Below are 13,461 nucleotides of genomic sequence, written 5' to 3' on the forward strand. Positions count from 1 at the left end.
ACGGCTAGGCGCGCTCGGGGCGGGCCGGGGAGCGGGAGGGCCTGCGCCAGTTGGTGAACCAGCGCAGCAGCCACTCCACCGGCCCGTACCGGTGGCGGCTCAGCCACCATCGGCTCCACACGGCCTGGACCGTGAAGATGGCGATGCCGATCGACACCACGGAGAACGGGCTGAGCTGGTCGACCAGGCTCATCCCGTAGCCGGTGAAGATCAGTGAGCTGATCAGAGATTGCCCCAGGTAGTTCGTCAGCGCCACCCTGCCGGGAGGCACGAGCGCCCCGGCCAGGCGAGGTGCCGCGGGGAGCAGGCGCAGCAGGGTGGCGGCGTAGGCCGCGGCCAGCAACGGCGCGGTGACCAGGTTCACCGACTGGCCGACCATGTGGTACGCGTGCCCGCCGCCCGACCAGGTCGCGTGCGTGTAGACCACGGCCCCGGCGAGGCCGACGGTGAACCCCGCCCACTGCAACCGCCGCAGCGTCGCCGTGTGCCCGGACAGATCTCCCAGCAGGCGCATCTTGCCCAGTGCCAGCCCGACCAGGCAGGCGGCGAGCACCGTGGGCCCCTGGAAGAAGACCCGCAGCACGAAGATCCTGGCCAGTTTGTGCAGGTGCTCATTGATGATCATGGATGCGGAGCCGTGCAGGGCGCGGTCGGACATGGCGGCCTGGGCGGCGTTCTCGGAGACGGCCCTTGAGGCATCGGTGCCCAGCGTCGCCAGTAAGGCCAGCAGCAGCATCCCCACCGCCAGCGCCACGGTCAGCGCGACCGCGGAGACCATCGCGGTGCGCGGGGTGATCCGCCGCACCGCCAGCAGGACCAGCCCCACCACCGCGTAGGTGGCCAGGATGTCACCGGGGAACAGCAGGATGCCGTGGGCGAGGCCGAGCAGGAACAGCCCTCCCAGGCGGCGCAGGAACCTGGGGACGAACGCCGTCGCCGAGGCGTGGGCCGAGTCGAGCTGGAGGGTGAAGCTGTAGCCGAACAGAAAGGCGAACAGCAGATAGAACTTGTTCTCGAAGAACAGCGAGACGACCCAGCGCACCTCCCAGTCGAGCGGCGCGGAGAACGACGGCGTCGCCAGCCCCGCCATCCGGTATCCGGAGGCGAGGTAGGTGATGTTGACCACCACGATGCCCAGCAGCGCGAAACCGCGCAACGCGTCGACCGCTGCGATCCGCCGTCCCGAGGTCTGGGTGGAGCTCCCCGCCCGGCCACGGGGTTCCCCTGTGAACATCCAACCGTCCTTCGACCAGGCTCTGAGACAGGTGTCTCCTGGCAAACGGTGCTCAGTATGGCGCGAGGAGGCCGTCGGCCAGGAGACTTTGTCCTTTATTGAAGTTGGTAACCGATGACGACGAAGCGCTCCGCGATCACCGCGAGGGCCAGCACGAAGGCGGGCACCGCGATGAACAGGATGCGCCTCCTCGCCTTGCTCCTCCGCTCACCGCCACGCAGCAGGAACACCTGGTAGGTGAAGAGCGCGATCCACGTGACACCCAGTGCCACCAGGCCGACGGGTGTCCACGGCGAGGTCGGGTCGCTGCCACCGATCGGCACCCCGCGCTCGGGGATCTCGGTGCCCTCGGGGAAGGACTTCAGCGTGTAGACGGCCGCGTCCTCGCCGTTGAACACCCGCTTGAGATCCTTGTGAGCGTCCAGCGCGGCACGGAACCGGGGGGCCCAGTCAGCGGGGTAGCCGTGGTTGAGCTGCAGGTACCCGGCCTGCGCGCGGGTCGCCACCAGGTAGGTGTTGGGGGGCGACGCGCGAAGCTTGGTGAGCGTGCCGGAGAGGTCGGCCGGATCCTCCGAGACCTCTACCTGCTCGTAGGAGATCTTGTCGAAGTCCCGTTCGCCCCACGGGATGATGGGGGTGACCTCGGGGCCGAGTGTCGGGCTCAGATAGAGGACGCGGGCACTGGGCTCGTCGTGGTCGTAGATGTAGTGCATCGCCGCGACCTCGCTCGCCGAGACCCGCTCGAACTGCTCGTTGCCGTACCGGGCGACCAGGAAGACCATCGCCAGCGCCATGGCGCACCCGGCGGCCAGCAGCAGCGAGATCCGGCGGGTCAGCTCGGGGTTGAACCGGATGTTGCGTCTGCGGATCGGCACCGTCTCCTCCGGCGCGTCCTCCGTGCCGGCGGGCAGGTTCGGGAAGAAGGCGTAGGCGGCCAGGATGCAGGCGCCGGGCAGGGCGAACAGGTAGATCCGCAGGCCGATCTCGCCGCCGTAGTTCTGCAGCCCGAGCGCCAGCACCGGGATGCAGAGCAGGAGCAGGGCCGCGCGGTCGCCGACGCCGCGCCGCACACGGCGCAGCAGGCCGATGGCGGCCAGTGCCAGGATGACGCCGCAGATGCCGAGGCGGGCCATCAGGACGAGCGCGTGTCTGGGGTCGCTGCCGTCGATCCGGTCGCCGGTGTTGCTCTGCAGGTTCTGCAGGATCCGGCCCAGACCGCCGAAGAGCTGGTCGATGTGCCCGCTCCAGAAGGTGACGGTCTGGTAGCTGATCCACGACAGCACGATCAGGCCCAGGAAGAACGGCAGCGCCCAGCTGAGCGAGGTGCGCCGGAGCAGGATCAGGCCGCTCAGCGCGCCGAGCATCATGAACGGGGTGATCTGGTGCGAGGCGGTCGCGGTGCCGAACAGGCCGATCAGCACGATCAGCATGATCACCCGGTCGTAGACGCCGGTCGAGTGGGGAAGTTCGCCGGGGGTCAGCCCGTCCAGCCGGGCCAGCAGCCGCCGGACGCGTCCCTTGGCCGGCATCGGCTTGTCGCGGGGCTCGACCTTGCCGAACCAGCGCAGCACGATCGCCACGAAGGCCAGGTAGATCGCGTACGTGAAGCCCTGGGAGGAGAAGTAGTCCTGGCCGATCCACTGGACGATGACGAACAGCAGCGCGGCGAACCAGCGGGCCCGGGTGGTGGCGACCACCTGGCGCAGGATCAGCACGAACGGCAGCAGGTACAGCAGGTTCGACAGCAGCGGCGTCCACCGCATGATCGTCGACAGGTCAGTGACGCCGGCGGCCTTGGTGACGAACGCCACCAGCGCGAAGAACCCCGGCCAGGCGAGACGGGCGTCGAGGATCGCGGACGACTCGCCGGTGCGGTTGATGTACTCCACGAAGCCGGCGTGCACGTAGGCGGTGGGGAACCTGGCCTCGTCCGAGATCAGGGCCGACGCCCCGTGCAGGGCGAAGGTGATCGCCGCGATCTGGAAGAGCAGCAGGAACTTGCGGTCGGTGTTCTGCGCGATCGTGACGAAGAACGCGACGAGCATCAGCAGGATCGCGGCGAACGCGGTCACGGGCATGGCCGAGATCAGGCCCAGGGCGTCGATCTTGGTCACGTCGACGCCCCGCAGTGGGCCCGGCGCCACGCGCAGGGCCAGCACGTACATGATCAGGCCCTCGATCGTGAGCAACGGTGGCAGCCACATCGCGGCCGACCGCATCATCGTCGTCGTCCGCGACGGCCTGGCAGCGGCCGGAGTCGCCTTCTCCGGGCTCAGCGGCGCGCTCTGCGGCTCCCGATCGGCTGGAGCTAGCATGGCCTCCGAGGCGGTCTCAGAGGTCCCCGGAGGCGGGCTGGACGTCGCGACGGCCCTTTCCCGCGGTCTCCGCTCCGCTGTTCCGTCTTCCGCGGCCACCGCGCCCGTGCGTTCCGGCTCCGTGGGCTTCGGCGTCGCGGATTCCGGCGCAGGGGATTCCTGCGTCGGGCGGAGCGGTGCCGAGGGCAGACGCATCTCCGTCGTGGTGTCGATCTCGCCCTCGGAGGCGTCCCCGGCCTCGGGAGCGTCCGCCGTGGGCGGTGAGATCGGGCGCGCGGGGAGCCGCATGACGGCGGTGACCTCCGAGTCGTCGCCGTCGGAGATCACCTCCGGTGGCGCACCCGGAGTGTCCGGCGCGTCGTCGGCCTCGTCCGATGCCCCGTCGCCGCCGTCACGGCCGTCGACCGGTGCGTCGGGATCGGGAACCCCACCGTCGGGCGCCTCGTCCGGAACCTCGGCAGCCTCGGAGGGCGCCGTGCCGGTGGGCCCGCTGTCGGACCCGGCCCGCGTTCCGTCCGAAGGCGCGGGGTGGGTGGGATCGGTCCCCTCGACCTCGGCGGTCTCCGCCGCCGGCGTCGTCGTCACGTCATTACCTGCCCGTTGCCTCACGTCTAACATCATGGCGGCTACGCGGACCGGGGTGCGACGAGCGAACGGGAAGATACGTCATGTTCGGCTGTTTTGCGTAGACCGTTGAAGAGCAATATCGCGACCGAACCCCCGTCCGGCGGCACCTGTCCGGCCGCCCTGCCCCCCGCGCGGGGGGGCACCGGAGCGGACCGGGTATCCCGGGAGGGCGCCGGCCCGCGGACCGCTGCCCTCCCGGAGCGGACCGGCCGCTCACACCTGGCCGCGCACCCGCCGCAGGCCGTATCTCGTGCGCCTGACGACGGCGTAGCCCTTCGTCAGCATCCGTTCTCTCATGTAGATCAGCGGGACCTGGTTTCCCTCGACGGCCCGGCTGAACATTCTCATCGACGTGCCCTCGGCGACGGTCAGGCGCGGTAGCGCGAGCACGTCGTGCCGGTCGGCGGCGATGGCGTTGTTCACCGCGCAGGCGGCCCAGTAGCCGGCCCGCCTGACCTCGCGCCGCACCCGCACGCTGGAGTAGCCGTACGGGTAGGCCATCGTCGAGACCAGGGAGCCGATCTTGTCTTCGAGCAGGGCCTTGTTGCGCCGCAGCTCCTGGCGGAGCTCGTCGTCCGGAAGCTGGTCGAGCTGGGGATGGCTGTGGCTGTGCCCGCCGATCTCGATGCCGCACGAGGCGGCCTCGCGCGCCTGGCTCCACGACAGCATCGTGTCCAGCGGCCTGCCCGCCGCGTCCTTGCCCGCGTCGCTGACCCACCCGCTGGTCAGGAAGACGGTCGCGGGGAAGTCGTAGCGCTCGAGCAGGGGCAGCGCCTCGCTGTGGAAGTCGGCGTACCCGTCGTCGAAGGTCACCACCACCGGCCGCTCCGGGATGGAGCGGCCGTTGTTCTTGTGCAGCGAGGCGACCAGGTCGGCCACCGTCAGCGGCGTGAACCGGTTCTCCTTCAGGTAGGCCAGTTGCTCGGCGAAGGCAGAGGGTCGTACCGCCAGCGGCTTCGTCTCGGCGTTGGGCCGGTCGGAGACCGAGTGGTACATCAGGATCGGTACGCGGATCATGAACGCACCCGCTTCAGTCGAAGGGAACCGATGACGTAACCCCAGGTGGTCCAGGCGAGGCCGACGACGATCGCGCCGGCCCTGCCGAGACCGGACGGATCACCCCGCAACGCCTCGCCGATCCCGCGCAACGCGCCCAGCGGCAGCGCCTTCATCGCGTGCGCCCGCTCGCTCGACAGCCCGTCGCCCGCTCCCACGCTCTGGGTGACCAGCGCCTTGGACAGGCCCTCCGCGTAACACCGCGAGCGGAAGTAGGCGAAGGTGGCGCGCACGGCCGGCACCTTGTGGCCGATCACCGCGGCGGGTTCGAACAGCATCCCCGAGCCGGGTTTCCGTTGCGAGAGCCGGATGCAGAACTCGGTCTCCTCGCAGCCCAGCGGGCGTGGCTTGCGCCCCTGCACGCTGCGGCCGATGCCGGTGTGGAACCCGCCGACCTCCTGTACGGCCTCCCTGCGGAAGGCCGCGTTGCCGCCCATGACGTTGCGGATCCGCGCCCGCTGCGTGGGCATGCCGCGATAGCTGCAGCCCACGGTCCAGTCGAACTCGTAGGGATACCATCCGGGCCGGTGCCCGGTGCCCCACAGCGGCCTGGTCAGCCCGCCCACCCCCACGATGGTCGGGTCCTGGAAGCCCTCCTCCAGTGCTTCCAGCCAGCCAGGTTCCGCGACGGCGTCGTCGTCCAGGTATGCCACGATGTCGCCGGAGGCGGTCGCCGCGCCGGTGTTCTTGCCACCGGACAGCCCTTTCTCCTGAGCGTTCTCCACCACGATCGCGCCGGGGTACTCCTTCTTCAGCTTCAGATGGAGGTCCGGGTTGTAGTCGACGACCAGGATGATCTCGTGCGGCCGGCGGCTCTGGTTCTCGACCGACTCGACGGCCGCTCGGATGTCCTCCCAGCGTTCCTCGGTGTAGACGCAGATGACGACACTGCTTCTCATGGCTACGCGGCGCCCTGGTCCGCCGCGCGGGTGGAGGTGGCCGGCTCGTGCACCACGGGAGCCGGGTTGCTCCGCCACTCGCGGATGATGGTCTTCAGCACCCGGATGCCGTCGCGGACGGCGTGCAGGTTGCTCTCACCGTGAATGCGGCAGCGCTCGTGGCTGGGCACCTCGTGAACCTTGAGCCCGGCCTTGGCGGCGCGGACGTTCATCAGGGTCTCGATCTCGAAGCCGTCGCAGTCGAGGTTGAGCACGTCCAGGTGGCGGGCCCAGAAGGCGTTGTAGCCGTAGCACAGGTCGCTGTAGCTGGTGCCGTACATCCTGTTGACCAGTGCGGTCAGCGACTTGTTGCCGAACTTGCGGATGAACGTCAGGTCGTCGCTGCCGCCGCCGGACGCGTAGCGCGACCCCTTGACGAAGTCGGCCCCGGTGACCAGCGCGCCCACGAACTGGATGATCTCGCGGCCGTCCGTGGACCCGTCGGCGTCGATCATCACGATGATGTCGCCGGTGCAGGCGGCGAATCCGGCCGAGAGGGCGTTGCCCTTGCCCTTGCCGGTCTGGTGGACCACGCGGACGTTGGGGCGCAGCTTCCTGGCCACGGCGACGGTGTCGTCCACCGAGTTGCCGTCCACCAGGACGATCTCGTCGATCCACTGCGGCAGCGTCGCGAAGACGTGCGGAAGGTTCTCCGCCTCGTTCATGGCCGGTACGACGACGCTGACGGTCGGGGAGATCGCCACATTGGGGGTGATGGGGGTGAACCGCTCGATGGGCGGCACCGCCCTCAGGGGGGGCTTGTTGTTGTAGTGCTTGGCGACTTCGGGACTCATGATGACGGATGTCCTTCCGGGCGGTCTGTCGTCAGGGGCGACTGGCGGACGGACCCGAGGCCATAGGCGATCGGAGGGATCGGGGGAAATGGCAAATGCGATGAGGGTTGCATGCGAGGGTCCTGGCGAATGGGGTGCGATGACGGGAGCGGTCTAACCCACTCCCCATGGTTCCTTGACGACCGGGGTGCTGGATTGGTTCTGCGCGGGGGAGCGCATACGGCCGAACCCCTTCAGCACCCGGTCGGCAAGTCTGTACAAATGCGGGCGATCCGTAACGATCGTTCGTGCTTTGTTGACCGGAGTACGGCCAATCCAGTGGACGGCGGCCGCGGGAGAGGGACGCGAGACGCGGCCTTCCGCGACGAAGAGGTCACCGCTCTTCAGCCAGCTCTTGTACTCGCGCCCACCCTTGCCCATGTCGACCTGCCGCAGTCCCGAGCCGGCGGCGTGCTCGGCCATGTGCAGGTGGTGCATGATGCCGGGGGAGTAGCGTGCGAACTCGGTGTCGTAGGCGGGGAACCAGCCCACCAGGGTCGTCGCGGTACGGAGACCGAAGTGCCCGGCGACGGGCCTGTCTCCGGCGTAGACCATGGTCAGGACACCCGCGAAACTCTCGGACTTCTCGGCGTGCATCTCGTCGAGCAACTGGACGATCCACGGCTGGGCGAAGCGGTCGACGCGGCCCGTCCTGCGGTACTGGTCGGACTTCCAGTTGGTGAGCGTGCGGAGCGTGCCGAGGTCGGACGAGTCCCACTCGAAGCGGATCTCGCCCTGCTCGCGGCCGAGCTTGCGCTCCTTGTAGCGGACGGTCTTGAGGTTCTTCGGCGAGTTCGCCTTCACCTGCTCTATGTAGGTCTCGAAGCCCACGCTGAGGTCCATCACCGGCGCCGGCCGCACGTCGGTCTCGTACGCCGCGAACGTCGGCTGGCCGGGGACCAGGTGGTCGAAGTCGAAGACCGAGAGCCTGCAGGCGCGCAGCAGGGTACGGACGTCCAGGTCGAGCCCGGGGACCGAGATCAGTCCGTGGCAGGTGGTCAGGAAGCCGCCGAGCGGCTTGCCGATCCCGAAGCTGTGCCGTTCGTAGGGGAAGAATCCCACGATCTTGCCGTCGTCCTGGATGACCGCGACGCGGACGTAGTCGCGCAGGCGCCCCATGGCGAGCGCGAACTCCACGGAGAGGAAGGGGTTGTCCAGCGACGGGTCGGCTACCTGTAACTCCCGCCATCGCGAGATCTCGGACTCCCCGAGGTCTCCCGGGCGAACGATGACGATGTTCACCTTGACCTGACCCCCTGTTCGGTCTGCAAGCTCCCGCTCCCCCGATACAACACGCGTAGTACGTATATGAAACCGCCGAGCACCGCGATCGTCGCGACTCCGGCACGAGGCGACCATGCGTCAAAAGTGAGCATGGCAGCGGCCAAGAGGACGTTCACAACCAGGCTTGCCGCTGCCCCCACTGATAGTGCCGCAAGAGGGTCACGATCACGCAACAGTCCTACCACTGCGACGCCTGGTACCGCCAACAGGAACAGGGGGGTGAGAACCAGGCGTAACGGGGTGTCGATGTCCACCAAGGCGATCACGGCCCCCGCGACACATGCGAAGGTGAGCGCCCATTTGAGCACTCTGCGGTTGATCGACATCTCCGAAACTCCCGGTTGGTAATGACGTGACTGATCGCGCCTTCATGTGATCAATCACTCAGCATGGACGTCAATGCCGACGCTCGGCACCAGTCCATGGTTTACCGGATTCCTGAGAGAAGTCTCGGTGTTAGGTAAAACGAGATGCGGGGATCAGCCTGCCTCCCCCTCGGAACTCGCTCCGGCGGAGGGGGCCGGGGTCGGGTCGGGGGCCGGATCCGGGGGAGGCGCGGTGGCGTCCGCCTCCGGGTTCTCCCAGGAGATCGCGCATCCGGTGTTGCCCCCGGCGGACCTGAACGCGACCCGTCCCGCGCCGCTCTCCGAGGGGTCCTTGGCCGTGACCCAGATCATGGCCCTCGCACCCGCCTTCAGCCGTCCCCGGGCGGGATGCACGTCGAGCCCGCCGGAGGTGGTCGCCGACCAGGAGAGCGCGGCGTTGCGGGCCGCGAGCTGAATCTGCCCGGCGCCCTCTCCGATGTCCGACGGGCACGAGACGGTCAGCCGCCCGGCCGCGGGAGGCGGGGTGGTGGCGCGGGCCGGTCCCGCCGAGGACCTGCGGGTCGGCGCCGGCCGCGTCGCGGTGGGGGCGGGGGCGGGGGCGGGGGCGGATGTCCCGGTCGTTCGGGTCCTTCGCGGAGTGGGGGTCGGCGCGCTCTCCGGGTCCGCCGTCTCCGGGGCAGCCGTCTCCGGGTCCTCCAGGGGCAGGTCGGGTGTCGGCTCCGGGCCGGGCTCCAGCGTGATCAGCGCGTGTTCCGTACCCGGTGCGGCCTGGGCGTTTCCCGACGCCCCGCCGGCCAGGTCCTGCCCGCCCACCGCGACCACCGCCCCGGTGGCCGCCAGCGCGCACGCCGCCGCCAGCAGTAGCACGGGCCCCCTGCGCCTCCGCTGCCTCCGCCGCTGCGCCGGCAGCACCTCCGTGCGCCGCCCCTCGCCATCCGGCGGCGTCGCCGCGCGCCGGGACCGGGTGCCCGCGGCGTTTCCCGTGGGGGAGGCCGCCTGTCCGGTTCCACGGCTCCCCTTGCCGCGCGTCCGTCCGCCGGCCGACTCCTTCCTCCCTGACCGCCGGCGGCCGGGTGACCGTTGCCCCTCCGCGGGGAAACCGGTCCTGTCGAAGTGGTCGCCCCGGGCGACGACGGAGGCGCGCTCCTCGCTCAGGTCCGGGTTCAGGCAGGTCTCGATCACCCGGCGGCGCAACGAGAGCGGCGGGTAGGCCGGTGGCACCAGGTCCAGCAGCCGCCCGGCCGAGACATGCCGGTCCCTGCGTTCCACGCATACCTCGCAGCGGCCGATGTGGGCCGACAGCCGCCTGCGCAGGATCGTGGTGAGGGGGCCCTCCCACGAGTCGACCATCGCCGACAGGTCGGGGCAGTGCGCCCGGCCGACCTTGGCGAGCACCACGGCGGCCGCCGCGTTCTCCAGGTGGTCGCGGGCCCGGCAGAGCCTCGCCGCCACCTGCCTGGAGGTCAGTCCGAGCACCGCGCCGACCTCGCCGCCACCGAGATCGTGACGGAGTGAGAGCTCCAGCACCTCGCGTTCCTGCCCGCCCAGCTCCGCCATCGCCTCGTGGACCAGGGCGGCCAACTCCCGCTCGCCCGGGTCGTCATGGATGTCGGGAGGCGCTGCCGTCCCCCGTGGGCCGCCGCGCTCCGCGCCCGCGCACCGGACCCGTACGAGGGCGTACAGCCACGCGCGCAGACGGCCGGGGTCGCGCAGGCGGTCCACGTGGCCCTGGGCCGTGACCAGGGCGTCGTGTACGGCGCCCGCGGCGTTCTCGCGGTCGCCCAGCAGCGAGTGGGCATAGTCGTGGAGACGCTCGGCATAGGAGTCGTAGAGGTTCGCGGGCGCCGTCGCGTCGGCGCGCCGCAGCGTCTCAACGAGTTGTTGGTCGTCGGTTCGGCCGACGGTCGGCCATCCGGGCACGGACATTCCTCCCCGCGGGACGGGCTCGTTCACGGGCTTCGTCGCTCGCCCGTTCCAGGCCCCACACGCGTAGGACGTCACCTCCCCGCAACCGGTTGACCAGATGGGTCAATATCATGCCGACCTGGTATGACCTGGGGAAATTGGTGCGGCTGGTGCCAATGTGACACCAGCCGTACGCGATGCCGGATCAGCAGTTGGGAGCGCAGAGCCGGCGCTTCATGCCCTCCAGGAAGAACTTCCTGACCTCCAGGACGTCCTTGGCGATGTACGCGTCCCCGCCGGTCGCCTTGGCCAGGGCGTCCATCTGCCGCTTGCCCTTGGGGGCGTCGGGGCCGAACGCGATGATCAGAACGCTGACCGGCTTCTCCGGGTCGAACTGCTCCTTCAGCCGCTTCAGGATCTGCTGGTTGCTGATCCCCCCGTCCGGGTCGTCGTTGCCCGCCCCGTCGGTGAGGATCAGCACCGTGTTGATCTTGTCGCTCTGGTATTCGTCGGTCATCTGCTGGTAGGCGGCGGCCAGGGTGTCGTTGAGCCCGGTGTCGCCGGTCGCCTTGGCCTGGGCCCCGATCAGTTTCTGGTTGATCACGTCCCTGCGCAGCACGCCGTTCATGTCCTCGGTGAGCGGGCCGACCGGGACCGTCTCACGGTAGTCGACCCCCTGGCCGTCGAGGTGCGTGGAGAACTCCCACAGCCCCATCTCGCTCTTGGCCGGGAAGAGCTTCATGCCCTCGACGGCGATCCTGCTGATCGCCTGCATCCGGGTCAGGCCGGTGCCCGGCACCGGCAGGGCCATGGTCCCCGAGACGTCCAGCAGGGTGACGAGCCTGGTGCCGAGCTTGATCCGGGACCAGGTCTGCGACATTCTCGCGACGGTCTTGCCGTCGGGCGTCTCGATCGCCTGCGGCGCCTTGGCCTGGAAGCCCGCGGAGCCGGAGATCGCCTTTCCGCCCTTGCCGTCCGGGGTGCGGAAGCCCTGATCCTGCAGGGTCTTCCTGGAGGACTCGCTGTCGAGCTCCTTCTGGAACGCCTCGGCGGCCTTGCGCACGGCGGCGTCCTTCGCGGTGATCACCACCGGGTAGTCGAGGTTGATGGTCCCCTCGGCCGGATAGAGCGGCACGGCGGGAACCTCGGGCTTCTTGACCTTGTTGAACGCCCAGACACCCTGCTCCGAGGCGATGCCCAGCGGAGCCTTGCTGCCCTTGACACCGAGGCTGGACAGCAGCGCGTCCTGGTCGCGGACCGTGGAGGTCGATCCCGACAGGTTCTTGAGCGCGCCGACCAGCTGCTCCTCGCCCGCGCCCGAGGCGGTGGCCACCCCGGCGGCGGCCAGCAGCGCGCCGAGCCCGGCGGCGTTGAGCGAGGGATCCAGCACCAGCACGCGCACCTTGCGGCCGGGACCGTCGACATTGGCCACGTTGGCGGCGTTGATCATGCCGCCCCAGCTGGCCTCGCCGAAGCTCTTCTTCAGGTTCGGCACCACCGAGCCGGAGGCCACCATGACGATGGGGGAGTGCGCGACGGACGCGCCCGCCTCCGGCACATCCTGGTTCCTCGCCCGCAGGTTCGCCACCCACAGTCCCGAGTCCGGGATCCACAGGTCCATCGCGGCGGCCTTGCCGCCGACCCCGCCCAGGGAGGAGGCCACGGTCGCCGAGGCGCCCTTGGTCACCGCGACGGTGGTGCACCTGCCCTCGACCTCGTGGGCCGCCTTGTTGAAGCGCTCGGCGATCTGGGACAGGGCGGGCTGGATGTCCGGCGAGGCGGTGATCCGCAGCGGCAGCGCGTCACCCGCGCACCCACGGTCACGGTTGATGACCACGAACGCGGCCACCCCGAGCAGCACCGCGAGGGCGACGGAACCGGCCAGCGGGACCAGCACCTTGCCGCGTCCGCCACGCCTCCGCCTGGGCTTCGCCTCCTTGTAGGAGGGGTAGCCGTCCTCGAGTTCATCCGTACGGTGACGTCCCACGGTTCCCTCTTCGATGTCGATGTCAGGAAGCTAGCGGGTCACCCTATCGGGCGGTTGTCCGCAACATTCACGGAACTGTACTTGGAACGGTTACTGTGGCAAAACACTTCTTTTGGTGCTGTTATCACCATATGTGTTTGCGGTGACACCCTGCGTCCTGGTGGATCGATCGGTGATCGCCGGTGCCGGGAGTGCCCGTCCGCCGGAGGCGCGCGGTCGGTGCGCATGGTCGACGCGCGCGGTCAGTGCCGGCAGGAGTGCCCGTGCCACGCCCTGAACCCCTCCCGCACCGCCACCGCCGCCAGCAGCACCGCCATGGCGGGATCCACCCACCACCACCCGGCGGTGTTCAGTGCCAGTCCGGCCAGCACCCCGGTGGCGAGCAGCGCGCACATCAGGTTCTGTGTCCCCTCGCCGGCGGTCGCCGCCGAGCGCAGCCGGATGGCCAGCCGTCGTTTGGCCACCCCCAGGAACGGCATGCCGATCGCGCTGGTCGCCGTCACAGCGATCCCGAGCAGGCTCGGCAGGGGCCGGTGCCCCGCGTCCAGGTCGTGTGCCACATGCAGCACCAGGTAGGGGGCCAGCAGCCAGAAGCTGACCGCCACCGCCTTGCGTGCCCGCTCCTCGGCGTGCGCGGAACCGGTCCTCGAACCGGTGAACCGCCAGACCACGATCAGGCTGGCCGCCGCCTCCACCAGGGCCGATGTGCCCCAGCCGATGAGGGCGACGGAGTGCGCTCCCAGCCCCGCGGCGATGCCGAGCACGCTCTCCGCGCCCAGCCAGAGGAGGGTGACCACGGAGAGCAGGCGGGCCCTGCGGGCGTCGCGCAGCCACTCGACGCTGGGCACCAGCACAGTTTGGTCGGTCACGACAACCTCCGAATCCCCGATCAACGGCGTCCGGTAATCTAGTCGTCACAGAGTGTTCGCATGTGGGGAAGTGGCAAGGCTCCCCGC

At 69.7% G+C, this 13,461-nt stretch carries 9 protein-coding genes; all 9 read right to left on the reverse strand.

Annotated features, from left to right (window positions below):
* Positions 1–4: 4 nt before the first annotated feature.
* The 9 genes from AB0K21_RS08800 to AB0K21_RS08840 all read right to left on the reverse strand — a co-directional run bounded on the left by AB0K21_RS08800 (position 5) and on the right by AB0K21_RS08840 (position 13,374).
* On the reverse strand, positions 5–1,234 hold the full coding sequence (locus AB0K21_RS08800) for a DUF418 domain-containing protein (protein WP_343969756.1): 1,230 nt from the start codon (positions 1,232–1,234) through the stop codon (positions 5–7).
* A gap of 95 nt (positions 1,235–1,329) precedes the next feature.
* Positions 1,330–4,134 (reverse strand): hypothetical protein, encoded by a 2,805-nt coding sequence (locus AB0K21_RS08805; RefSeq protein ID WP_364148878.1) that lies wholly within the window; start codon positions 4,132–4,134, stop codon positions 1,330–1,332.
* Between the two features lie 255 nt (positions 4,135–4,389).
* Positions 4,390–5,193 carry a polysaccharide deacetylase family protein gene (locus tag AB0K21_RS08810; protein ID WP_030911982.1) on the reverse strand — a complete coding sequence of 268 codons (804 nt, stop codon included), beginning with the start codon at positions 5,191–5,193 and terminating at the stop codon, positions 4,390–4,392.
* Complete coding sequence (locus AB0K21_RS08815; RefSeq protein WP_343969765.1) at positions 5,190–6,131, reverse strand: glycosyltransferase family 2 protein; 942 nt, start codon at positions 6,129–6,131, stop codon at positions 5,190–5,192. The genes AB0K21_RS08810 and AB0K21_RS08815 overlap by 4 nt, the downstream gene beginning before the upstream one ends.
* Positions 6,132–6,133: 2 nt before the next feature.
* Positions 6,134–6,964 carry a glycosyltransferase family 2 protein gene (locus AB0K21_RS08820; RefSeq protein ID WP_343969768.1) on the reverse strand — a complete coding sequence of 277 codons (831 nt, stop codon included), beginning with the start codon at positions 6,962–6,964 and terminating at the stop codon, positions 6,134–6,136.
* 153 nt (positions 6,965–7,117) lie between these two features.
* On the reverse strand, positions 7,118–8,245 hold the full coding sequence (locus AB0K21_RS08825) for a GNAT family N-acetyltransferase (protein WP_343969771.1): 1,128 nt from the start codon (positions 8,243–8,245) through the stop codon (positions 7,118–7,120).
* A gap of 521 nt (positions 8,246–8,766) precedes the next feature.
* Complete coding sequence (locus tag AB0K21_RS08830) at positions 8,767–10,533, reverse strand: sigma-70 family RNA polymerase sigma factor (protein ID WP_364148881.1); 1,767 nt, start codon at positions 10,531–10,533, stop codon at positions 8,767–8,769.
* 190 nt (positions 10,534–10,723) lie between these two features.
* Positions 10,724–12,505 (reverse strand): substrate-binding and VWA domain-containing protein, encoded by a 1,782-nt coding sequence (locus AB0K21_RS08835; protein WP_343969777.1) that lies wholly within the window; start codon positions 12,503–12,505, stop codon positions 10,724–10,726.
* 242 nt (positions 12,506–12,747) lie between these two features.
* Positions 12,748–13,374 carry a hypothetical protein gene (locus tag AB0K21_RS08840; RefSeq protein ID WP_343969780.1) on the reverse strand — a complete coding sequence of 209 codons (627 nt, stop codon included), beginning with the start codon at positions 13,372–13,374 and terminating at the stop codon, positions 12,748–12,750.
* Positions 13,375–13,461: the final 87 nt, after the last annotated feature.

It is taken from the genome of Streptosporangium sp. NPDC049248 (assembly GCF_040678965.1).
Classification (GTDB): Bacteria; Actinomycetota; Actinomycetes; order Streptosporangiales; family Streptosporangiaceae; genus Streptosporangium; species Streptosporangium fukuiense.

Excerpts from the sequence above, each read along its gene's own strand:
- AB0K21_RS08800 (WP_343969756.1), bottom strand. The coding sequence starts at position 1,234 with ATGTTCACAGGGGAACCCCGTGGCCGGGCGGGGAGCTCCACCCAGACC.
- AB0K21_RS08810 (WP_030911982.1), bottom strand. The coding sequence starts at position 5,193 with ATGATCCGCGTACCGATCCTGATGTACCACTCGGTCTCCGACCGGCCC.
- AB0K21_RS08815 (WP_343969765.1), bottom strand. The coding sequence starts at position 6,131 with ATGAGAAGCAGTGTCGTCATCTGCGTCTACACCGAGGAACGCTGGGAG.
- AB0K21_RS08820 (WP_343969768.1), bottom strand. The coding sequence starts at position 6,964 with ATGAGTCCCGAAGTCGCCAAGCACTACAACAACAAGCCCCCCCTGAGG.